We start from the raw sequence: 20,208 nt of genomic DNA on the forward strand, positions 1-20,208 counted from the left end.
GTGGCTCGCGTCAGCGGTCGACCTGGGTGAAATCCCAGGAGTGCGGGGCGCGGGCCACCAGCAGGGCGGGCGGGTCCGGCAGCGGGCGCGGGCTGCTGCGCCACTTGGAGATCACCACCACGCGGTGGTCGGTGGAGGAGAAGACCTCGCTGGAAACGTGCAGCGGGTCATGCTCCAACTCGGGCAGGGCGGTGTCGCACACCCAGGTGATCAGGTCGGCGACCCCGTACGCCTCGGCGCGCGCTTCCCACATCCGCACGATCATGTCCGCCGCTCCCGTCACACGCTGACCGTGGTCAACGGCAGTGCCGAGTCGGCTGGCAGGTCCAGTCGGCTCGGAGCGACCCCGGCGGCGACCAGGTGCGAACCGAGCGCGGCCACCATCGCGCCGTTGTCGGTGCACAGCTTCGGCCGGGGTACCCGGACCTGGATGCCGTACTTCTCGGCTCGCTGCTCGGCCATCGCCCGCAGCCGCGAGTTCGCCGCCACTCCCCCGCCGATGACCAGGGTCTCGATGCCCTGCGCCCGGCACGCGGCGAGCGCCTTGCTGGTCAGTACGTCACAGACCGCCTCCTGGAAGGACGCGGCCACGTCGGCCACCGGCACCGGCTCGCCGGCACGCTGACGGGCCTCGACCCACCGGGCCACCGCCGTCTTCAGGCCCGAGAACGAGAAGTCGTACCGGTGGGCGGCGAGATCCTTCGCGGCGGTCAGGCCGCGGGGGAAGGCGATCGAGGCGGCATCGCCGGCCCGAGCCTCCCGGTCGATGGGCGGACCGCCTGGGAACGGCAGTCCGAGCAGACGGGCGACCTTGTCGAACGCCTCCCCGGCCGCGTCGTCGATGGTGGCGCCCAGCGGGGTGACACCCCGGGCCAGGTCGTCGACGAGCAGGAGGGACGAGTGGCCGCCGGACACCAGGAGCGCGATGGCGGGTTCGGGCAGTGGGCCGTGCTCAAGGGTGTCCACCGCGACGTGGGCGGCGAGGTGGTTGACGCCGTAGACGGGTTTCTCGGCGGCGAGCGCGTACCCCTTGGCGGCGGCGACGCCGACCAGGAGCGCGCCGGCCAGCCCGGGCCCGGAGGTGACCGCGATCGCGTCGATGTCGGCCAGCGTGACGCCTGCCTCGGTCAGTGCCCGGTCCATGGTCGGCACGATGGCCTCCAGGTGTGCCCGGCTGGCCACCTCCGGGACCACACCCCCGAACCGGGCGTGTTCCTCGACGCTGGAGGCGAGCGCGTCGGCAAGCAGGATGTGCCCCCGCACGATGCCGACGCCGGTCTCGTCGCAGGAGGTCTCGATTCCCAGGATCAGTGGTTCGTCAGCCATGGTCGTGTGGTCCGTCTCCGGTCGGCTCGGCGTCGCGCCGCATGACCAGCGCGTCGGTGTTGCTCGGTTGGTAGTAGCCGCGCCGCACCCCGATCGGCTCGAACCCGTACGTCGCGTAGAGCCGCTGGGCCGCGGCGTTGTCCACGGCGACCTCCAGCAGGGTGCTGCGGGCGTCGCGCCGGACCGCCTCGGCGAGCAACTCCTCCAGCAGGGCGCGGCCCACGCCGCGCCGCTGGGCGTCCCGGCGGACGGCGATGTTCTGTACCCACACCTCGTCCGGCGGAGCGCCGGCGAGCCCGGCGTAGCCGAGCAGCGAGCCGTCCGCGTCGACGGCGACCCGGTAGTGGTGTCCGTTGGCGAGCTCGCTCCAGAACATGGCGGGCGACCACTTTTCGGCGCCGAAGAGGTCCGCCTCGATCGGCAGCACGTCGTCGATGTGCCACCAGCGGAACGGTTCGAGCCGTACCGCCGTCATGGCAGGACCGGTTTGCGGCCGGTCGCCGCCACCGCGTCGGGGCGGCGCAGGTAGAGCGGGGTGAGCCTTTCGCTGGGGGCGCCCGCCCGGACCCGCTCGGCGGCGAGCAGCGCCAGCACGGTCGCGTCCGGGTAGCGCGGTTCGACCCGAACGGGCAGGTCCAGAACCTCGGCGTACCGGTGCGCCCCGTCCCCGACCGCGATCGTCGCGCCCAGTTCACGGGCGCGCGCGGCGGCGACCGCCGGCGCGGACACCTCGGGCCCGACGATCCGCTGGCCGGCGCCGTCGTAGACGGCCCAGTAGAGCTCCTTGCGTCGGGCATCGCTGGCGGCCAGGACCGGCGCGCCGGACGCCGCCGGGTAGCCGATGGCGTCCAGCGAACAGACGCCGTACGTGGGGATGCCGAGCACCTGACCCATTGTCGCGGCGGTGACCAGGCCGACCCGCAGCCCGGTGAACGGCCCCGGGCCGAGCCCGGCGACGATGGCGGTCAGGTCACGCGGGCGCGCGTCGGCGTCGGCGAGGACCGCATCCACCTGGGGCGCGAGCAGCTCACCGTGCGCGCGGGCGTCGACCGTGCACCGCTGCGCCCGCGACGCCACGCCGTCTGCCGAGACCTCTACCAGCGCCGCGGTGACCGCGGGGGTCGAGCTGTCCACCACGAGTACGAGCACGGTAAGCCAGCCTAGCCGCCCCGCCGCAGCCCTCAGTCACGCCCCGCCCCGCCACCGTCCAAGGCCCTCCCCCCGCCGCAGGGCTGCCCCGTCGCCGTAGCCCCTCCGTGCGGCCTTGCAGCGCCACAGCAGGAGCCACAGCACCACCAGCAGGGCGAGGGCGAGCACCGACCAACCGTCCAGCCCCGAACGAGCGGTGGAGCCACATCCCTGAATGAGCGTGATGTCTGTGAGTCATCGTGATGACTCACAGACATCACGCTCATTGAAGTAAGGCGGCCCACCATCCGCCGCCAGATCACGGACCGGGCGATTCTCGGGGCCGGATCGACGGCAAGCCGCCGATCTGCCGCAACGGGATCGCGGACGTCTCGCCCTTGGCCCACCGTGCCGGGATGTCATCCACTCGCCTTGTCACCCTTCTCGGCGCTGCCGTGCGGCAGCAACGACATCTGCGCGACCTGAGTCAGCGTCAGTTGGCCGCGCTGGCCGAGGTCGACCAGGCAGCGGTGGCCCGGTTCGAACGCGGTGAGCGAGCGCCGACCATCGCCGTGCTGGAGCGGTTGCTTGCAGCTATGGATGTGCAGTTGATCATCGGGGTTGAGCCGTTGGACGCGCACCTCGACGCCCGGATCGACGGCTTGGCCGCCCGGCCGATCGCCGAGCGAATCGACGGGCTGGCATTGGATCGGCTGCTGGATCGGCTCACCGACTTCCCGCAGGTGATCACCGGATGCGCCGCGGCGCTGCTACAGGGCGCGCCGGTGCCGGTCGACGCGCTGGAGATCGCCCTGCGCTGGCAGGACTCCAAAGCGTTCACCCGCTGGCTGGAGACGAACTACGGCCAGCGGTGGAACGCCCGCTGGGGTGAGTTCGGCGGGGTGTGGTTGGAGCCCGAAGAGCCGGGCGAACACCTGTGGTCGACCCGGTACGGCGAGATCAGGGCCACCATGTGCGACGAGCTGCCCGAGACGATCGAGGTGCGCCACGGTGGGCGGAGTTACCAGGTGGTGCCACTCGTCGAGCTGGAACTGAGCGAGCCACGCGCCGCCGAGTTGCTGCGCCGCTACCGGGACCGGCAGCTGGCCAGCGACGGCTGAGCCAGTGCCGGTCCAAACCAGCAGCAGGACGTCGACGAGCGGCTCAGCCGGCGGTGCGCTCCCAGTCGATGGTGGGCAGGCCGGCGTCGGCCAGTGCCTTGTTGGCGGCGCTGAACGGGCGACTGCCGAGGAAGCCACGCGGGTTCATCGGGCTGGGGTGACCCGCCTCCAGCACCACATGCTGCGGATTGGTGACCAGCGCGGCCTTCTTACGGGCGTAGCCACCCCAGAGCAGGAAGACCACCCGGTCCGGTGCCGCGTCCAGTGCGCGGATGGTGGCGTCGGTGAACTCTTCCCAGCCGGCGTTGGCGTGCGAGCCCGGGGTGGCCTGACGGACGGTCAGCACCGCGTTGAGCAGCAGCACACCCTGGGCGGCCCACCCGTCGAGATTGCCGCTGCGCGGCTTGGGGACGCCCACGTCCTCGCCCAACTCCTTGAAGACGTTGCGCAACGACGGCGGCACCGTCACACCGTCACGAACGCTGAAGCTCAACCCGTGTGCCTGCCCGGCCCGGTGGTAGGGATCCTGCCCGAGGATGAGCACCCGGGTGCCCTGCGGCGGGCAGAGCCGGTATGCCGAGAACAGGTCCTCCAGAGGCGGGAAGACGGTCTGCGTCGCGTATTCCCGGGCGACGAACTCGCCCAGCGCGACGGTGCGTGCCGGGTCGAGGTGCGGGGTGAGCACGGCACGCCACTGCTCCGGCAGGAGGGCCAGCAGATCCAGGGCGGGAGCGTCGTCGGGCATCGGAAACCTCTCACAGCGCGGGTCGGTCCCCCGCACTCTAGGCATCGGGTACGACAGCCGCCGACCTAGCCCAGGTCGGCGAGCCGCCGGGCCCAGTCGCCGCCGATCGGGTCCAGCTCGACGATGCGGGTGTCGTCGTCGCGGCGGTCGATGCGAACCCGCAGGTGCGCGTCCACCAACTGCTCGACCAGGCCCTCGCCCCACTCGACAACGGTCACCGAGTCGTCCACCGACGCGTCGAGGTCCAGGTCGTCGATCTCGGCGCGCGGGTCGGTGGCGTCACCCAACCGGTACGCGTCGGCGTGCACCAGTGCCACGCGGCCGCCCCGGGCCGGGTCGGGGCGGTGCACCCGGGCGATCACGAAGGTCGGCGAGGTGATGTCCCCGAGGACACCGAGCCCGGCGCCGATGCCCTGGGTGAGCGCGGTCTTGCCGGCGCCCAGCGGGCCGGTCAACAGCACCAGGTCGCCGGCGCGCAGCAGCCCGGCCAACCGCCGGCCGAAGTCCCGAGTGTCCTCGACGGTAGGCAGCTTGACGACGTGACTCACCGATCCTCCACGCTCTGCAATGACTCCAGGAACCGCGCCAGCGCGGCGTTGACCTCGTCCGCGTGCTCCAACATGACCACGTGGCCGCTGTCCTTGATCTTCACGAACTCGGCGTGCGGCAACCGGCGGACGATCTCCTCGGAGTGGGTCACCGGAGTGATCATGTCCTTGTCGCCGACCACCACCAGCACCGGAGTCGCCGCCAGCGCCGCCAGCGCCGGAAAGCGCGAGTGGGTGGCCAGGGTCCGCAGGTAGCGGGTCACCGTGTCGGCCGACGTCCGGGAGTTCATCGTCTCCACGTAGGACACCAGCGACGGGCTGGGCTTGCGGGTGCCAAAGCCATACTTGCGGGTCAGCAGCCAGGCCACGTTCGACGTCGACTTGCGGGCCTTGTCGATCACCGGCCCGCCGTACCGGGTGGCGTTGCTGACCATGTAGAGCACCGGGCCACCGACCCGGCCGAGCAGCGCGGGCGCGACCAGCTTGGTCTCCGCGATGAGCCCGCCCGACGTGGCCATCAGGACGGTGCCCACCACCCGGTCACCGAACAGCTCCGGGAACAGCTCGGCGAACGCCATGATGGTCATGCCGCCCATCGAGTGGCCGACCAGCACCAGCGGCCCGTCCGGGGCGGTGCGGTCGATCACCTCGCGCAGCGTCCGTCCGAGCACCGTGAGGTCGTACTCCCCGGTCTCCAGCCGGCCGGACCGGCCGTGACCGGGCTGGTCGTACGCCACGATGCGGTAGTCGCCGCGGGCGGCGAGCATCTCGCGCTGGAAGTGGAACGTCCCCATGTCCAGGCAGAAGCCGTGCACCAGCACCACCGTCGGGCGCCCCGGCACCGGTCGGGTCGGCTCGACCACCTCGACGTGGATGTCCGTGCCGTCCGGCAGCTCCAGGCGGAACGCCTCGTCGTACCGCTGCTGGTCGAACGTCTCGTGCGCGTAGCGGTCGGCCGGGTCGGCCTTGAGCCGGCGGACCAGGGTCCGCTCGGTCGCGACGCCAGCCGCCAGCCCCGCCGCGGCCACCCCGACCGCCGCGCCGACGATGCCCGCGACGCGACCCGCGGCCGTCCGCGGACGCGGAATGCGGTAACTCATGGTTTCTCGCCGTCGTAGACCCGGGGCACCCGCGTGCCGCCGAACCGGGTGACGATCTCGTAGTTGATCGTGCCGACGGCCTCGGCCCAGTCGTCCGCGGTCGGCTCACCGTCGGCGCCGCTGCCGAACAGCGTCGCCACGTCGCCGTCGGCCACCGGGTCGTCGCCGCAGTCGAGCACGAACTGGTCCATGCAGACCCGCCCGGAGATCGTCCGGCGTACGCCGCCGAGCTGCACCGGCCCGGTGTTGGACGCGTGCCGGGGAACCCCGTCGGCGTAGCCGAGCGGCACCACGGCCAGGTTCGCGTCGGCTTCCGTCGTGTAGGCGTGCCCGTAGGAGATGCCGGTGCCGGCGGGCACCCGCTTGGTGAGCATCACCCGGGCGCGGGCGGTCATCGCCGGCCGCAACCCGTACGTCTCGCCGGCCACCGGGGAGAGCCCGTAGATGGCCAGGCCGGGGCGGACCAGGTCGAAGTGGGTGTCCGGGCGGGTCAGGGTGGCGGCCGAGTTGGCGAGGTGCCGCCAGCGCGGTCGCAGCCCGGCCCGCTCGACCATGGCCAGCCCCTCGTGGAAGACGGCCAGTTGGCGGTCGGTGGTGGGGTGGCCGGGCGAGTCCGCGTACACGAAGTGACTCCACACGCCGACCACCTCGACCAGGCCGTCGGCCTGGGCCTTCGCGGCGGCGTCCAGCAGCGCGGGCCAGTCGGCGACTGTCGCACCGCCCCGGGACAACCCCGTATCGATCTTGAGATGCAGGCGGGCGGGGCGCCCGGCGAGCCGACCCGCCTCGATCATCTCGTCCAGTTGCGCCAGGCTGGCCGCGCCCAGGTCCACCCCGGCGCTGACCCCCTCGTGCAGCGGCAACCCGGGCGCGAGCAGCCAGGCCAACACCGGCACGGTCACCCCGGCCCGGCGCAGGGTGAGCGCCTCGTCGAGGGTGCAGACGCCGAGCCAGTCCGCGCCGGCGTCGAGCGCCGCGCGGGCGGCCGGAAGCATGCCGTGGCCGTACCCGTCGGCCTTCACCACCGCCATCAGCTCGGCGGTGGTGCCGGAGCGGAGCCTGCTCACGTTCTCGCGGATGGCGTCAAGATCGACGCGTACCTCGGCCTGCCACATGCGCCCAGCCTACTTTCCGCCGTGATCACCGCGGGCGGCGACGCACGTCCCGACGCGGCGATCCGGCCACCGCACCCGGAACCGACCCGTTCAGCCCAGCCGGGCCAGCACCGGACGCAACGCGGTCGCCACGTCGGGCGCGGTCACCGGCCCGCCCCGGGCCGCCTCCCGCCCGGCGAGCCCATGCAGGTACGCGGCGGAGGCGGCGGCCCGATCGGCGGGTACGCCAGCCGCCAGCAGCGAGCCGAGCAGCCCGGCCAACACGTCGCCGGTGCCGCCGGTGGCCAGCGCCGGGGTGCCGGTCGGGTTGACGTACGCCCGACCGTCCGGCGTGCCGATCACCGTGCGGTCGCCCTTGAGCAGCACCACCGCGTTCATCCAGGCGGCCAGCCGCAGCGCGGCGCCGACCCGGTCGGCGCCCGGTTCCTCCCCGCAGAGACGGGTGAACTCCCGATCGTGCGGGGTGACCACGATGGGCGCGTCCCGACCCCGCAGTCGATCGGCGAGCGAGCCGTCCACCAGCAGGGTCAGGGCGTCGGCGTCGAGGACCACAGGCACCGGGGCGGCCAGTACGGCACGCAGCTCGGCCGCCGCGTCGGCGCCTGTGCCCAGCCCGGAGCCGCAGACCCAGGCCTGCACCCGGCCCGCGTCGGCGACCCGCCCACTGGCGATGACCGAGGGGTGCTGGTGCAGCACCTCGGCGCGGGCGCCGCCGGCGTAGCGGACCAGCCCGGTCGGCCCGGCCAGGGCGCCGCCCACGGAGAGCACCGCCGCACCGGGGTAGGTCGCCGAGCCGGTCGCCACCCCCACCACGCCCCGGGTGTACTTCTCCGACGCCGGGCCCAGCTGGGGCCACCAGTCGACCAGGTCGGACCACTCGGTGACCCGCAGCGCCGGGGTGCCGCGCAGCCACGGCCGCAGCCCGATGTCGACCAGCTCGACGTGCCCGGCCAGCGCGGCGGCCGGCCCGACCACCAGGGCGGGCTTCAGCGCGCCGAAGGCCACCGTCACGTCGGCGCGGACCGCGACGGGCCGACCGGACGCGGACAGCGGCACGTTACCGGTGTCGACCGCGACCCCGCTGGGCACGTCGACCGCCAGCACGGTGGCCCGCGCCCCGTCGCGTCCGCGCAGTCCGCCGAGGCGCTGGACCACCTCGTCCGCGTTCGCCCGTAGCCCGCCGGTGCCACCGATGCCGACGATGCCGTCGAGGACCAGGTCGACCGGGCCGGCCGGGCCGGGCACCAGCCGGCCGCCAGCGGCTCGCAGCGCGGCCAGGCCGGCGGCGTGCGCCCGCCCGGGGGTGAGCAGCAGGGCGGACACCTGGACGCCCCGGCGGGCCAGCCGCTCCCCTGCGTACAGCGCGTCGCCGCCGTTGTCGCCGGAACCGACCAGCAGCAGCACCCGGCCCCCGTAGATGCCGCCCCGCTCGGCGAGCAGGAGCGCGGCGCGGCGGGCCAGGCCGGCTGCGGCCCGCTGCATCAGCGTCCCGTCCGGCAGCGTGCCCATCAACCCCGCCTCGGCCGCCCGTACGTCGGCCACCCGCCACACCGCTCTCATGCCACCGTGTCCCATTCCGTTCGCGGGCGGACCTGATCGGCCCTCCCGGCCGACGTCATCGTTCCGCGACCACCATCGCCGACGCGATCCCGCCGTCGTGCGACAACGAGAGGTGCCAGTGGTTGACCCCACGGGCGTCGGCCACCGCCGCGACCGTGCCGGAGACGGCCAGCCAGGGGCGGCCGTCCGGGTCGGGCACGATCTCGCAGTCGTGCCAGTTGAGCCCGGCCGGAGCGCCGAGCGTCTTGGCCACCGCCTCCTTGGCGGCGAACCGGGCGGCGAGCGACTCGGGCGAGCGCGGGCTGCCGGAGCGGGTCTGCCGCTCGGCCTCCGTGAAGAGCCGGTCGGCGAGCAGCGGCGTCCGTGCCAGGGCCCGGGCGAACCGGTCGACCAGGACGACGTCGATGCCGACAGCGACGATCACCACACCACCCTACCGGCGGTCGAGGCCGCAGATTAGCCGTCGGGCTCGCGCTGGGCAACGCCTGTGGACACCCCGGGGTACGCCTCGACGCCGGCTGTCCACAGGGCACCGCGCCACCTCCGGTACGCGCCTAGGGTCAGCGCGTCGATGCCGATCGTCCACGGGGGTGTGGTCATGACCGACGAGCCGTTCGCCGTCCGACCGGAGGAGTTGCGGGCGGTCGCCGTCCTGCTCGACGACGAGGCGCGCCGGTTGGCGTTGGGCCTCGCGGGGTCGCCCGGGCTGGTGGTGGCGGCGCCCGAGTGGCGAGCGGGCGCGGCCCTGGCCGGGTTGGAGGCGGCCGGGCACGCCTGGTTCTGCCGGCTGGGCGCCCGGGTCGCGGCGACCTCCGGCGGGGTCCGGGCGGCGACCGAGGCGTACGAGACGGTGGACGACCGGACCGCCGACCGGTTCGCCGCCCTGCCCCGGTGAGCAGCGTCGGCTACCGGCAGCTGTGGGCTGTCGATCCGGACGGGTGGCGGGCCGCCGGGGCGGCGTGGGCGGGGTTGACCGGGCCACTCGACCGGCGGGTCGGCGGGCTGCGCGCGGCCGGCGGGCGGTTGCGGGGCGGTTGGTCGGGCGCGGCAGCCACGGCGGCGGACACCCGACTCGCCGGTCTCCGTGACGAGCTGACCTCGGTCGCACCCGCGCTGATCGAGGTCGACCAGGTGCTGGCCGAGTTGGCCGGCCGACTGACGGTGGCGAAGGCACGGCTCGCCGAGGCGGTCGCCCAGGCCGATGCAGCCGGCCTGCTGGTGGACCGCTCGGGCGGGGTGCGGGTCGATCCCGCCCGGGTTCGGCCCACCGACCGGGCCGGCGTCTCAGCGGCAGGGGTCGCCGCGGCTGGGGTGGCCGCGGCCCTGCGGGCCGCGCTCGACGGGGCAGCAGCGGCGGACCGGGTCGCCGCCGACCGGTTGGATGACCTGGCGAGGGCCGCCGGCACCGGCTGGGCGTCCCCGCCCCCGCCGGGCCGACCGGCCCCCGGTGCCGCGCCCGCGCTGGTCAGCGCCTGGTGGTCCGGGTTGACCCCGGCGCAGCGACGGTGGCTAATCGGGCGCGAGCCGGCAGTGGTCGGCCGGTTGGACGGGGTGCCGGTGGCCGCCCGCGACCAGGCCAACCGGTTACGGCTCGACGTCTGGCGTGCGGAGTTGCTGGCCGAGCGGCGACGGCTGCTGTCCCGGGTGCCGCCGGGGCCACTCGCGTCGCTCCGGTTGCGCGGGGTGGCCGGACGGTTGGCCGGCCTGGACGCACTGGTCGGGCGGCTGACGACCGGCGGGGCGCCCCGGGCGTACCTGCTCGGGTTGGATCCGGCCGGTGAGGGCCGGGCGGTGGTGGCGCTCGGCGACCCGGACCACGCCGACCGGGTGCTGACCTACGTGCCGGGGATGACCGCCGGCCTGGACGATGCCACCGGCGAGTTGGGCAGAGCGGCCCGGGTGCTGGATCGATGCGCCGCGCTCGCCCCGGGTGAGCGCAGCGCGGCGGTGCTCTGGTTGGACTACGACGCGCCGGATCTCCTGACCGAGGCCGCCTCGGCGGGCCAGGCCCGGGACGCCGGCCCGGCGTTGCACCGCTTCCAGGAAGGGCTGCGCGCCAGCCACGAGGGGCCACCGGCGCGGCAGACCGTGCTCGGGCACAGCTACGGGTCGCTGGTGGTGGGGGTGGCCGCCCGGGAGCACGGCCTGGCCGCCGACGCGCTGGTCTTCGTCGGCTCCCCCGGTGTCGGCGCGTCACACGCCGCCGAGCTGGGCGTGCCGCCCGGGGAGGTCTGGGCGAGCAGCGCCCCCGACGACGTGATCCGGGCCGCCCAGCCACCGGACGAGCTGGGCCGACGGGCCCTGCTGCGGACGGCTCCGCTGGCCGCCGTGCTGGGCTGGCCGGGCCAGACCGGGCACGAGCTGTGGTTCGGGCACGACCCGTCGGACCCCGGGTTCGGCGGTCGGGTCTTCGGCAGTGGGCGAGGCGGGCACACCGGTTACTGGGACCCGGGCAATCCCGCGCTGGACGGGATGGCCCGGGTCGTGCTGGGCCGCTGAGGCTTACTCGACGGTGACCGACTTGGCCAGGTTGCGGGGCTGGTCCACGTCGTGCCCCCGGGCGGCGGCGATCTCGGCGGCGAGCACCTGCAACGGCACCGTGGTGACGAGCGGGGCCAGCAGGGTGGGCGTACGCGGCACGTAGATCAGGTGGTCGGCGTACCGGACGACTGCCTCGTCACCCTCCTCCGCGATGACGATGGTCCGCGCGCCACGAGCCCGGACCTCCTGGATGTTGGAGACGACCTTGTCGTGCAGCATGCCCCGGCCCACCGGAGAGGGCACCACGCAGATGACCGGGGTGCCCTTGTCGATCAGGGCGATCGGGCCGTGCTTCAGCTCACCGGCGGCGAAGCCCTCGGCGTGCATGTACGCCAGCTCCTTGAGCTTCAGCGCGCCCTCCAGGGCCACCGGGTAGCCGACGTGCCGACCGATGAACAGCACCGTCGGCTCGGACTTCAGCTCCCGGGCCAGCTCGCGGACGGGCTCGATCCGGTCGAGCAGCTCACGCAGCTTGCCCGGAATCTCCTGCAACTGCGCGACCACCGCGCCCACCTCGTCGGCGAACTTGATCCCGCGTACCTGGGCCAGGTGCAGGCCGATCAGGTAGCAGGCGACGACCTGGGTGAGGAACGCCTTGGTGGAGGCGACGGCGATCTCCGGCCCACCGTGGGTGTAGAGCACGGCGTCGGACTCGCGGGGGATGGTCGAGCCGTTGGTGTTGCAGATCGCCAGCACCCGGGCCTTCTGCTCCTTGGCGTGGCGCAGCGCCATCAGGGTGTCCATCGTCTCGCCGGACTGCGAGATCACCACGATCAGCGTGGACCGGTCGAGCACCGGGTCGCGGTAGCGGAACTCGCTGGCCAGCTCCACCTCGCACGGGATCCGGGTCCAGTGCTCGATGGCGTACTTGGCGACCATGCCGGCGTGGTACGCAGTGCCGCAGGCGACGATGAAGATCTTGTCGACGTCGCGCAGATCCTGGTCGCTGAGGCGGACCTCGTCGAGGGCGATCTCACCGCTCTCGGTGAGCCGGCCGAGCAGCGTGTCGGCGATGGCCTGCGGCTGCTCCTCGATCTCCTTGAGCATGAACCAGTCGTAGCCGCCCTTCTCCGCGGCCGAGGAGTCCCAGTCGATGTGGAAGTCCTTGCCGGCGGCGGGCTGGCCGTCGAAGTCGGTGATCTCGATGCTGTCACCGGTGATCAGCACGATCTGGTCCTGGCCCAGCTCGACCGCTTCCCGGGTGTGCTCGATGAACGCGGCCACGTCGCTGGCCAGGTAGTTTTCCCCGTCGCCGCGACCGACCACCAGCGGCGAGTTGCGCCGGGCGCCGACGACCGCACCGGGCACGGCGGCGTCCACCGCGAGCAGGGTGAACGCGCCCTCCAGTCGCTGGCAGACCACGCGCATGCCGGCGGCGAGCAACTGCGGGCTGTCCGGTTGGCCGGCGGCGCGCAGGTCGGCCAGCGCGGCGGCGAGCAGGTGCGCGGCGCACTCGGTGTCGGTGTCGCTGGTGAACTGGACGCCGTCGGCCTCCAGCTCGGCGCGGAGCTTCGCGAAGTTCTCGATGATGCCGTTGTGGATCACCGCGACCCGCCCGTCGGGGGCGACGTGCGGGTGGGCGTTGCGGTCGGTGGGGCCGCCGTGGGTGGCCCACCGGGTGTGCCCGATGCCTGTGGTGCCGTCACCGATGCCGATCGGGCTGGCCGCGCAGGAGGCCGGGTCGTCGGCGGCCCGCTCGGACAGCACCTTCTCCAGGTTGGCCAGCTTGCCGGCCTTCTTCTCGGTCAGCAGCTGGTCGTCGCAGACGATCGCGACGCCTGCCGAGTCGTAGCCGCGGTATTCCAGCCGCCGCAGCCCGTCGAGGACGATGCCGAGTGCGGGGCGCGCGCCCGCGTATCCCACGATTCCACACATGGCCCGCAGCCTAACCCAGTTTCACTCATGATGGGTGCTCGAAAGTCGGGTTATCAATCACGGAATCTGAGCGATCGGTGGCTGGGAGGCCGCAACCGGGACATCCCCATTCCGCCACCGGTGATACCGCGCCCTTCAGTGATGTCGAGTCGATCATGCGCGCCCGAGTGAGTGAGGCTGGGGTTCTGGCGGCAGGTGGCCGTAGGCTGGCGCAGGTGACGACGAGCACCGATGTCGACCCGCTGGTGGCCCGGATGCGGCCGTTCGGCACGACGATCTTCGCCGAGATGTCCGCCCTCGCCGTACGCACCGGCGCGGTCAACCTCGGCCAGGGCTTCCCCGACACCGACGGCCCGCCGGAAATGCTGGCCGCCGCCGCCGAGGCGCTGCGCGGCGGGCAGAACCAGTACCCGCCCGGCCCGGGGATCCCCGCCCTGCGCGCGGCCGTCGCGGCGCATCAGCGGCGGTTCCACGACCTTGAGTACGACCCGGACGGCGAGATCGTGATCACGGCGGGCGCGACCGAGGCGGTCGCGGCGAGCATCCTCGCTCTCTGCGAACCGGGTGACGAGGTGGTCTGCTTCGAGCCGTACTACGACTCGTACGCCGCCTCGATCGCGCTGGCCGGCGCGGTCCGCCGGCCGGTGACGTTGCGTCCCACGGCCGACGGCCGGTACGCCTTCGACCCTGCGGCGCTGCGCGCGGCGTTCGGCCCGCGCACCCGCCTGGTGCTGCTGAACTCACCGCACAACCCGACCGGGAAGGTCTTCACCCCGGCCGAGTTGGCGCAGGTCGCCGAGTTGTGCCAGGAGTTCGGCGCGTACGCGGTCACCGACGAGGTGTACGAGCACCTGGTCTTCACGGACGCGGCGAGCCGGCACGTGCCGCTGGCTGCCCTGCCGGGGATGCTGGAGCGGACGCTGCGCATCTCGTCGGCCGGCAAGACGTTCTCCTGCACGGGGTGGAAGGTCGGCTGGGCGAGCGGCCCGGCGGCCCTGGTCTCGGCGGTGCTCCGGGTGAAGCAGTTCCTCACCTTCGTCAACGCCGCGCCGCTGCAACCGGCGGTGGCCGTGGCGCTGGCCCTGCCGGACGACTACTACACAGGCTTCCGGGACAGTCTCCAGCAGCGGCGTGACCAGCTCGTCGGTGGCCTCACCGACGCCGGGTTCGAGGTGCTCGACTCGGAGGGGACGTACTTCGTCACCGCCGACATCACCGCCCTCGGCGGCCGGGACGGGGTGGAGTTCTGCCGCTCGTTGCCGGAGCGCTGCGGTGTGGTGGCGGTGCCCACCCAGGTCTTCTACGACGACATCGACGCGGGCCGGCGGCTGGTCCGGTTCGCCTTCTGCAAGCGCCCCGAGGTGCTGACCGAGGCGGTCACCCGGCTACGCGCGCTAAGCCCGAGCCGCTGACGCCTGAGCCCCAGCCGCTGACGCTGAGCCCCAGCCGCTGACGCTGAGCCCGAGCGGCTGGCGTCGCGCTGTGGAGCTGATGCCGTGAACGGTTCAGCTCCACAGCCTCCAACTGCCCTATCCGACGGGGCTCGCGGTGCGTACCAGCTCGGCGATCCGCTCGGCGACCTCACGGGCGGTCGCCTCGGTGGCCGCCTCGACCATCACCCGGACCAGCGGCTCGGTGCCCGACGGGCGCAGCAGCACCCGGCCGGTCTCCCCCAGCTCCGCCTCGGCCCGCTCGACCTCGGCGCGTACGGCGGGCGCGGCGGCGCCGACGGTCCGGTCGCCGACCGGCACGTTGATCAGCACCTGGGGCAGCTTGGTGACCACCGAGGCCAGCTCGGCGAGGGACTGGCCGCTGGCCGCCATCCGAGCCATCAGGTGCAGGCCGGTGAGCACCCCGTCGCCGGTGGTGGCGTGCGCGGGCATGACGATGTGGCCGCTCTGCTCCCCGCCGAGCGCCAGCCCGGAGGCGCGCAGCTCCTCCAGCACGTACCGGTCGCCGACCTTGGTCTCGATCAGGCGGATGCCCTGTGCGGACATCGCGAGCCGCAGCCCGAGGTTGCTCATCACGGTGGCGACCAGGGTGTCCTGGGTGAGCGTGCCGGCGTCCCGCATGGCCAGCGCGAGGATCGCCATGACCTGGTCGCCGTCCACCTCGTCGCCGTCGGCGGTGACCGCCAGGCAGCGGTCGGCGTCGCCGTCGTGGGCGATGCCCAGGTGGGCGCCGTGCTCGACCACGGCGGCGCGCAGCGCCTCGATGTGGTTGGAGCCACAGTCGTCGTTGATGTTCAGCCCGTCGGGCTCGGCGTGGATGGCGATGACCTCCGCGCCGGCCTCCCGGTAGGCGACGGGGGCGACCTCGGCGGCGGCGCCGTTGGCGCAGTCGACCACGACCTTGATCCCGTCGAGCCGGTGCGGAACGGTGCCCACCAGGTGCTGGACGTAGTGGTCGGCACCGTCGAGCAGGTCGTGCACCCGGCCGACGCCGGCGCCGGTCGGCCGGTCCCAGGCGGTGGTGGCGTTCGTCTCGACGGCCGCCTCGATCTGCATCTCGATCTCGTCGGGCAGCTTGTGCCCGCCGGCGGCGAAGAGCTTGATGCCGTTGTCCGGCATCGGGTTGTGTGACGCGGAGAGCATCACACCCAGGTCGGCCTTGGCCTCGGCGGTGAGGAACGCCACCGCGGGGGTGGGCAGCACACCGACCCGCACCACGTTGGCGCCGGCGCTGGTCAGCCCGGCGACCACGGCGGCCTCCAGCATCTCGCCGCTGGCGCGGGTGTCCCGGCCGACGACGGCGAGCGGCGGATGGCTGCGGTCCGTCTCAGCCAGTGTGTGCGCCGCGGCCACCGCGAGCGCCAGCGCCAACTCCGGGGTGAGATCCGCGTTTGCCCGCCCGCGTACGCCGTCCGTGCCGAACAACCGACCCATACCCGCCAACCTCCGAATGAGCACTGCCTGTGAGGAGAAAGCGGAACGGCCGACCCACCTCCCCCCGACGAGGGGGGAGGCGGACCGGCCGTCCGTCAGAAGTACAACGCGCTGGGAAAGATCAGCGCTTCGAGTACTGGGGAGCCTTACGGGCCTTCTTGAGGCCGTACTTCTTGCTCTCCTTGACCCGGGCGTCACGGGTGAGGAAGCCGGCCTTCTTCAGGGCCGGGCGGTCGTCCGGCTCGTTGATGATCAGCGCGCGGGCGATGCCCAGCCGGAGCGCACCGGCCTGGCCGGTGGTGCCGCCGCCACGCAGGTTGGCGATCACGTCGAACTGCTCGAGCTTCTCGGCGGTGACCAGCGGGTCCTTGATGAGCTGCTGGTGCACCTTGCTCGGGAAGTACGCCTCGAGGTCCTGGCCGTTGCAGGTGATCTTGCCGGTGCCCGGGACGATGCGGACCCGGACGATGGCCTCCTTGCGGCGGCCCACGGTCTGGATCGGCCGGTCACCACGAGGCGCGCGGGCGACGGGCGCCGGCGCCTCGGTGGCCTCAGGGGCTTCCGGGGCGACCTCGGTCTCGATGATGTCGGTCATGCTGCTTCCTTCGCCCGCGCTCACTGCGCGATCTGCTTGATCTCGAACGGCACCGGCTGCTGCGCGAGGTGCGGGTGCTCGGCACCGGCGTAGACCTTCAGCTTCTTGATCAGCTGACGGCCGAGCTTGTTGTGCGGGAGCATCCCCTTCACAGCCAGCTCGATGGCTCGCTCGGGACGCTTGGTCAGCAGCTCGTCGTAGCCGATCTGCTTCAGACCACCCGGGTAACCGGAGTGGCGGTAAGCGACCTTGGTCTGGCGCTTGTTGCCGGTCAGCGCAACCTTGCCCGCGTTCACGATGACGACAAAGTCGCCCGTGTCGACGTGCGGCGCGAAAGTCGGCTTGTGCTTACCACGCAGCAACGTGGCGGCGTGGGTGGCCAGGCGGCCCAGCACGACATCAGAGGCGTCGATGACGTGCCACTGACGCTCGATCTCACCCGGCTTCGGGCTGTACGTACGCACAGGTCTACCTTGTCTCGTCGTCGGTCTGGGGTCGCGCGCCGAGGTGACCAGATCTAGCAGGCCGGACCAGCGCGCACGAACGACCAAGCGTACCTGAAAGGGCACGCCTCTGGATGTCGTACAACAGCAGGCAACGATACCCGGCGCCCCGTCCGCAGGTCAAAACGGGGGTGCGGTGCCGCGCGCCGACGCGCCGAGGGTGGCTCAGCTCACACGTTGGCGAGTCGACCGGGTCGCGGACGACGGTAGACCACCCAGGTGATCGCGAAACACAACGCGTACCAGCCGATGAAGGCCAGGTAGGCGGCGTCGGCGTTGCCCGAGCTGAGGAACGACTGGCGGAACGCGATGTTGACCAGCACCCCACCGGAGGCGCCGATCGCGCCCGCGATGCCGATCAACGCGCCGGTCATCCGCCGGGCCCACCGCGCGGCGGCCTCCGGGTCGAGGCGTCCCGCGTCCACCGCGTCCGCCGCCCGGGCTCGGAAGATCGCCGGGATCATCTTGTACGTGGAGCCGTTGCCGACGCCGGAGAAGACGAAGAGGGCGAGGAACCCGGTCAGGTAGAGCCCGAACGATCGCTCCCGGGCCGCGTACAGCACGGTGCTCGCGCCGGCCGCCATCGCCACGAAGTTCCAGAAGGTGACCCGGGCGCCGCCCAACCGGTCGGCGAGGTGCCCGCCCAGCGGCCGGATCAGCGAGCCGACCAACGGGCCCAGGAAGGTCAGCCAGGCGGCGTCGACCGGGGTGGGGAACCGCTCGGCGAACTGGAGCTGGAGCACCTGACCGAAGGCGAAACCGAAGCCGATGAACGAGCCGAAGGTGCCGATGTACAGCAGCGACATGACCCAGGTGTGCGGGTCGCGGGCCGCCTCGCGCAACGCGCCCGGCTCGTTGCGCGCCCCGGGCACGGTGTCCAGCCAGCGGGCCGCCGCCAGCGCGGCCAGCACGATCAGCGGCAGGTAGACCGCCGGCACCAACCGGGGGTACGCGGCACCCGCGGTGGCGAGGACCGCCAGGCCGACCAACTGCACGGCGGGTACGCCCAGGTTGCCGCCGCCGGCGTTGAGCCCGAGCGCCCGACCCTTGAGCCGCTGTGGGTAGAACAGGTTGATGTTCGCCATCGAGGAGGCGAAGTTGCCGCCACCGACACCGGTGAGGCAGGCGAGCACCATCAGGGTGGTGTAGGAGACCCCCGGTTCCAGGAGCACCGTCATCGGCACCGCGGGCACCAGCAACAGCAGTGCGCTGATGATCGTCCAGCGTCGTCCGCCGAAGCGGGCCACCGCCAGCGTGTACGGCAGCCGCAGCACCGCGCCCAGTGCGGCCGGCACGGCGGTGAGGAGGAACTTCCCGGCCGGGTCGAGGCCGTACGCGGGGCCGAGGAAGAGCACGGTGACCGACCAGAGACTCCACACCGAGAAGCCGACGTGCTCCGCGAAGATCGAGACCCAGAGGTTGCGCCGGGCGATCGGCGCGCCGGTGGTTCGCCAGAAGTCCGGGTCCTCGGGGCGCCAGTCGTGCAGCGGTTGCCGGCGACCGGTGACGGCAGGCGGCTCGGCGGTGACTGCGGTGCTGGTGAGCGTGCTCACGGCGGCTCCTCCTCGTCGATGTGACGAGGGGAAACGCTAGGAACGTCCGGTTACCTGGCAGTGCCCGTCGCGGGTCGGGCCGGAAACGGCTATCGCACCACCGGCCGGCGGCGATGGTGAGCACGCCACCCGGGGGGCGGTCAGACCTGCTGGAGGATGCGCAGCGCGCGGCCGACCCGGAGCATGGTGTCGGTGTCGGCGACGTCCACGCACGCGGTGAACCACTTCTTCATGGGCGAGGAGATCCGGTCGGGCATCACCACGTACCGGCCCATCGACACGGCGAGCGGCGAGTCCCGCAGGAGTGACTCCTCGACCACCTCGACCACGATCACGATGGGCACGTCGGTGGAGTTGTAGACGTCCGAGCTGATCACGAGGCCGAGGCGTTCCCGGGCGCCCTCGATGCGCCAGATCTCACCCCTACGCAGCACGCGGCCGTCCGCCGGAGAACAGGTCGTTGACCATGCCCACCTCGCGGGCGTCGGCGAGGGCGGCGGCCTCCAGGTCAAGGCCGGCGCGGCCCACGGCGGCGGCGTGCGCGGTGAAGACCTCGCGCAGCGCCTTCTCCCGGGCGGCCTGGTCCATCCACGCGGAGAGCGACAGGCCTTCACGCTTGGCGAACCGCCGCGCCTCCTCGATCGTCTCGTCCGTGAACGAGAGAGTCACCTTGGCAGTCATGCCGAGCAGATTACCCACCGGTGTGACCATCAGTCATCCCCGCGTTCATCGGCTCGCCCCCGGGCGGCGAAACGCACATTCCGCCGGGCTTACCCGGCCCGACCACCGAACACCGCAAAGCGCCACTCCTTGAAGTAGCAGTCGACGTCGACCAGCCCCGCCTCGGCGAGCCACCGGCACTGGTCGGCCACAGTCGCCGGCCGGTCGTGACGCATCCGTTCCCGGGAAGCCGCGATCTCCTCCGGGGACGCGCCCAACTCGGTGATCCGCTCCAACCACACCTCGTCGTAGCGCCGGTCCAGGGCCGGGGTCGGGCCGGCGACCTGCTCGGCGTTGACGAACACCCCGCCCGGCGCCAGCGCGGCGGCGGCCCGCCGGTAGAGCGCGCGCTTGCCGGCGTCGTCCAGGTGGTGGATCGCCAGGGCGCTGACCACCGCGTCGTACCGGCCCGGCGGCAGCTCGTCGGCCAGGTCGGCCCGGACCGTGCGGTGTGGCACGGACCGCGCGTCCAACTGGTCGGTGGCGCGGGCGAGCATCGCCGGGGCTCCGTCCACCAGGGTCAGCCGGACTCCGGGCACCGCGGCGGAGAGCAGCAGCGAGAGCAGGCCGGTGCCCGCGCCCAGATCCAACACCTCCGGGGTACGCCCGGCGGCGAGCGCGGCGCGCAACGGCGGCGCGGCCACCTGGACGGCGGTGCCGTAGAAGGCGTCGAAGCAGGGAATCAGTCGCCGGCGCGCCTCGTCGTAGGTGCCGGCCACCGCGTCGAACACGTCCGTCACGCTCATCGTCGTCTCCCATATTTTGAGACAGTTTTCCCACATTATAAGCGGCGACCGACGCTGATGTCGTCAGCGATCAGCTCCAAAGCGTCCGGCTCGCACCTCTCAGCGCGAGCGAAGTCACCGCGGCTCCGCCGCGGTGGAGCCGGGGAC

24 protein-coding genes are annotated in these 20,208 nt (G+C 72.8%); 4 read left to right on the forward strand and 20 right to left on the reverse strand.

The window, feature by feature from the left end; translation table 11 throughout:
* Window positions 1-10: 10 nt before the first annotated feature.
* From ACFYL6_RS08700 to ACFYL6_RS08720, 5 genes are read right to left on the reverse strand one after another with little or no spacing between them, the layout of a single operon-like run.
* Window positions 11-265, reverse strand: a complete 255-nt coding sequence (locus tag ACFYL6_RS08700; RefSeq protein WP_039906914.1) for a hypothetical protein — start codon at window positions 263-265, stop codon at window positions 11-13.
* A 14-nt stretch (window positions 266-279) separates the two neighbouring features.
* Window positions 280-1,326 (reverse strand): tRNA (adenosine(37)-N6)-threonylcarbamoyltransferase complex transferase subunit TsaD, encoded by a 1,047-nt coding sequence (tsaD, locus tag ACFYL6_RS08705; protein ID WP_387169346.1) that lies wholly within the window; start codon window positions 1,324-1,326, stop codon window positions 280-282.
* Window positions 1,319-1,801 carry a ribosomal protein S18-alanine N-acetyltransferase gene (gene rimI / locus ACFYL6_RS08710; RefSeq protein ID WP_387169349.1) on the reverse strand — a complete coding sequence of 161 codons (483 nt, stop codon included), beginning with the start codon at window positions 1,799-1,801 and terminating at the stop codon, window positions 1,319-1,321. Before rimI ends, tsaD begins: the two co-directional genes overlap by 8 nt.
* Window positions 1,798-2,475 carry a tRNA (adenosine(37)-N6)-threonylcarbamoyltransferase complex dimerization subunit type 1 TsaB gene (gene tsaB, locus ACFYL6_RS08715; protein WP_387169352.1) on the reverse strand — a complete coding sequence of 226 codons (678 nt, stop codon included), beginning with the start codon at window positions 2,473-2,475 and terminating at the stop codon, window positions 1,798-1,800. The genes rimI and tsaB overlap by 4 nt, the downstream gene beginning before the upstream one ends.
* 36 nt (window positions 2,476-2,511) lie before the next feature.
* Window positions 2,512-2,643 carry a hypothetical protein gene (locus ACFYL6_RS08720; protein WP_387169355.1) on the reverse strand — a complete coding sequence of 44 codons (132 nt, stop codon included), beginning with the start codon at window positions 2,641-2,643 and terminating at the stop codon, window positions 2,512-2,514.
* A gap of 227 nt (window positions 2,644-2,870) precedes the next feature.
* On the opposite strand from ACFYL6_RS08720, the gene ACFYL6_RS08725 reads away from it, so the two are divergent.
* A complete protein-coding gene (locus ACFYL6_RS08725; protein WP_387169358.1) occupies window positions 2,871-3,575 on the forward strand; it encodes a helix-turn-helix domain-containing protein in 705 nt (234 codons plus the stop codon).
* Window positions 3,576-3,618: 43 nt separating this feature from the next.
* Here ACFYL6_RS08725 and ung read toward each other — a convergent pair whose 3' ends face one another.
* From ung to ACFYL6_RS08760, 7 genes are all read right to left on the reverse strand, one after another.
* A complete protein-coding gene (gene ung, locus ACFYL6_RS08730; protein ID WP_387169361.1) occupies window positions 3,619-4,320 on the reverse strand; it encodes a uracil-DNA glycosylase in 702 nt (233 codons plus the stop codon).
* Between the two features lie 65 nt (window positions 4,321-4,385).
* On the reverse strand, window positions 4,386-4,868 hold the full coding sequence (gene tsaE / locus ACFYL6_RS08735; RefSeq protein ID WP_112584898.1) for a tRNA (adenosine(37)-N6)-threonylcarbamoyltransferase complex ATPase subunit type 1 TsaE: 483 nt from the start codon (window positions 4,866-4,868) through the stop codon (window positions 4,386-4,388).
* A complete protein-coding gene (locus tag ACFYL6_RS08740; RefSeq protein WP_387169364.1) occupies window positions 4,865-5,968 on the reverse strand; it encodes an alpha/beta fold hydrolase in 1,104 nt (367 codons plus the stop codon). The genes tsaE and ACFYL6_RS08740 overlap by 4 nt, the downstream gene beginning before the upstream one ends.
* Window positions 5,965-7,083, reverse strand: a complete 1,119-nt coding sequence (gene alr / locus ACFYL6_RS08745) for an alanine racemase (protein WP_238659241.1) — start codon at window positions 7,081-7,083, stop codon at window positions 5,965-5,967. The genes ACFYL6_RS08740 and alr overlap by 4 nt, the downstream gene beginning before the upstream one ends.
* Before the next feature lie 90 nt (window positions 7,084-7,173).
* Window positions 7,174-8,643: an NAD(P)H-hydrate dehydratase gene (locus tag ACFYL6_RS08750; RefSeq protein ID WP_387169368.1), complete on the reverse strand. Its 1,470-nt coding sequence runs from the start codon at window positions 8,641-8,643 to the stop codon at window positions 7,174-7,176.
* Between the two features lie 55 nt (window positions 8,644-8,698).
* Complete coding sequence (locus ACFYL6_RS08755; protein ID WP_387169371.1) at window positions 8,699-9,067, reverse strand: holo-ACP synthase; 369 nt, start codon at window positions 9,065-9,067, stop codon at window positions 8,699-8,701.
* Between the two features lie 32 nt (window positions 9,068-9,099).
* Entirely contained in the window at window positions 9,100-9,243 is a 144-nt protein-coding gene (locus ACFYL6_RS08760; protein WP_387169374.1) for a hypothetical protein, read from the reverse strand.
* Between ACFYL6_RS08760 and ACFYL6_RS08765 the strand changes: the two genes are divergently transcribed.
* Both ACFYL6_RS08765 and ACFYL6_RS08770 read left to right on the forward strand, forming a co-directional pair.
* Complete coding sequence (locus tag ACFYL6_RS08765; protein WP_387169377.1) at window positions 9,242-9,538, forward strand: hypothetical protein; 297 nt, start codon at window positions 9,242-9,244, stop codon at window positions 9,536-9,538. The genes ACFYL6_RS08760 and ACFYL6_RS08765 overlap by 2 nt on opposite strands.
* Window positions 9,535-11,142 (forward strand): alpha/beta hydrolase, encoded by a 1,608-nt coding sequence (locus tag ACFYL6_RS08770; RefSeq protein ID WP_387169381.1) that lies wholly within the window; start codon window positions 9,535-9,537, stop codon window positions 11,140-11,142. The genes ACFYL6_RS08765 and ACFYL6_RS08770 overlap by 4 nt, the downstream gene beginning before the upstream one ends.
* 3 nt (window positions 11,143-11,145) lie before the next feature.
* On the opposite strand, the gene glmS is transcribed toward ACFYL6_RS08770, so the two are convergent.
* The gene (gene glmS / locus ACFYL6_RS08775; RefSeq protein ID WP_387169384.1) at window positions 11,146-13,059 is read right to left on the reverse strand and encodes a glutamine--fructose-6-phosphate transaminase (isomerizing); all 1,914 of its coding nucleotides are present in this window, start codon (window positions 13,057-13,059) and stop codon (window positions 11,146-11,148) included.
* A gap of 215 nt (window positions 13,060-13,274) precedes the next feature.
* On the opposite strand from glmS, the gene ACFYL6_RS08780 reads away from it, so the two are divergent.
* Window positions 13,275-14,471: a pyridoxal phosphate-dependent aminotransferase gene (locus ACFYL6_RS08780; RefSeq protein WP_387169387.1), complete on the forward strand. Its 1,197-nt coding sequence runs from the start codon at window positions 13,275-13,277 to the stop codon at window positions 14,469-14,471.
* A gap of 117 nt (window positions 14,472-14,588) precedes the next feature.
* Here ACFYL6_RS08780 and glmM read toward each other — a convergent pair whose 3' ends face one another.
* The 7 genes from glmM to ACFYL6_RS08815 all read right to left on the reverse strand — a co-directional run bounded on the left by glmM (window position 14,589) and on the right by ACFYL6_RS08815 (window position 20,061).
* Window positions 14,589-15,944: a phosphoglucosamine mutase gene (gene glmM / locus ACFYL6_RS08785; RefSeq protein WP_387169390.1), complete on the reverse strand. Its 1,356-nt coding sequence runs from the start codon at window positions 15,942-15,944 to the stop codon at window positions 14,589-14,591.
* A gap of 121 nt (window positions 15,945-16,065) precedes the next feature.
* On the reverse strand, window positions 16,066-16,539 hold the full coding sequence (rpsI, locus tag ACFYL6_RS08790) for a 30S ribosomal protein S9 (protein WP_112626216.1): 474 nt from the start codon (window positions 16,537-16,539) through the stop codon (window positions 16,066-16,068).
* Between the two features lie 20 nt (window positions 16,540-16,559).
* Window positions 16,560-17,003 carry a 50S ribosomal protein L13 gene (gene rplM / locus ACFYL6_RS08795; RefSeq protein ID WP_053653864.1) on the reverse strand — a complete coding sequence of 148 codons (444 nt, stop codon included), beginning with the start codon at window positions 17,001-17,003 and terminating at the stop codon, window positions 16,560-16,562.
* 209 nt (window positions 17,004-17,212) lie between these two features.
* Entirely contained in the window at window positions 17,213-18,595 is a 1,383-nt protein-coding gene (locus ACFYL6_RS08800) for a nitrate/nitrite transporter (protein ID WP_387169393.1), read from the reverse strand.
* 140 nt (window positions 18,596-18,735) lie between these two features.
* A complete protein-coding gene (locus ACFYL6_RS08805; RefSeq protein WP_387169396.1) occupies window positions 18,736-19,029 on the reverse strand; it encodes a hypothetical protein in 294 nt (97 codons plus the stop codon).
* The gene (locus ACFYL6_RS08810; protein WP_387169399.1) at window positions 19,019-19,306 is read right to left on the reverse strand and encodes a DUF6364 family protein; all 288 of its coding nucleotides are present in this window, start codon (window positions 19,304-19,306) and stop codon (window positions 19,019-19,021) included. Before ACFYL6_RS08810 ends, ACFYL6_RS08805 begins: the two co-directional genes overlap by 11 nt.
* A 59-nt stretch (window positions 19,307-19,365) precedes the next feature.
* On the reverse strand, window positions 19,366-20,061 hold the full coding sequence (locus ACFYL6_RS08815; protein WP_387169402.1) for a class I SAM-dependent methyltransferase: 696 nt from the start codon (window positions 20,059-20,061) through the stop codon (window positions 19,366-19,368).
* Window positions 20,062-20,208 lie beyond the last annotated feature (147 nt).

The sequence above is a fragment of the Micromonospora sp. NPDC007208 genome, assembly GCF_042869175.1.
GTDB lineage: Bacteria > Actinomycetota > Actinomycetes > Mycobacteriales > Micromonosporaceae > Micromonospora > Micromonospora foliorum.

What these genes read in the sequence shown, in the direction of transcription:
- glmM (WP_387169390.1), bottom strand. Translation starts at nt 15,944, where the DNA reads ATGGGTCGGTTGTTCGGCACGGACGGCGTACGCGGGCGGGCAAACGCG.
- ACFYL6_RS08750 (WP_387169368.1), bottom strand. Translation starts at nt 8,643, where the DNA reads ATGAGAGCGGTGTGGCGGGTGGCCGACGTACGGGCGGCCGAGGCGGGG.
- tsaD (WP_387169346.1), bottom strand. Translation starts at nt 1,326, where the DNA reads ATGGCTGACGAACCACTGATCCTGGGAATCGAGACCTCCTGCGACGAG.
- rpsI (WP_112626216.1), bottom strand. Translation starts at nt 16,539, where the DNA reads ATGACCGACATCATCGAGACCGAGGTCGCCCCGGAAGCCCCTGAGGCC.
- ACFYL6_RS08700 (WP_039906914.1), bottom strand. Translation starts at nt 265, where the DNA reads ATGATCGTGCGGATGTGGGAAGCGCGCGCCGAGGCGTACGGGGTCGCC.
- ACFYL6_RS08760 (WP_387169374.1), bottom strand. Translation starts at nt 9,243, where the DNA reads ATGACCACACCCCCGTGGACGATCGGCATCGACGCGCTGACCCTAGGC.
- glmS (WP_387169384.1), bottom strand. Translation starts at nt 13,059, where the DNA reads ATGTGTGGAATCGTGGGATACGCGGGCGCGCGCCCCGCACTCGGCATC.
- ACFYL6_RS08815 (WP_387169402.1), bottom strand. Translation starts at nt 20,061, where the DNA reads ATGAGCGTGACGGACGTGTTCGACGCGGTGGCCGGCACCTACGACGAG.
- alr (WP_238659241.1), bottom strand. Translation starts at nt 7,083, where the DNA reads ATGTGGCAGGCCGAGGTACGCGTCGATCTTGACGCCATCCGCGAGAAC.
- ung (WP_387169361.1), bottom strand. Translation starts at nt 4,320, where the DNA reads ATGCCCGACGACGCTCCCGCCCTGGATCTGCTGGCCCTCCTGCCGGAG.
- ACFYL6_RS08740 (WP_387169364.1), bottom strand. Translation starts at nt 5,968, where the DNA reads ATGAGTTACCGCATTCCGCGTCCGCGGACGGCCGCGGGTCGCGTCGCG.
- ACFYL6_RS08810 (WP_387169399.1), bottom strand. Translation starts at nt 19,306, where the DNA reads ATGGTCACACCGGTGGGTAATCTGCTCGGCATGACTGCCAAGGTGACT.
- ACFYL6_RS08725 (WP_387169358.1), top strand. Translation starts at nt 2,871, where the DNA reads ATGTCATCCACTCGCCTTGTCACCCTTCTCGGCGCTGCCGTGCGGCAG.
- rimI (WP_387169349.1), bottom strand. Translation starts at nt 1,801, where the DNA reads ATGACGGCGGTACGGCTCGAACCGTTCCGCTGGTGGCACATCGACGAC.
- ACFYL6_RS08765 (WP_387169377.1), top strand. Translation starts at nt 9,242, where the DNA reads ATGACCGACGAGCCGTTCGCCGTCCGACCGGAGGAGTTGCGGGCGGTC.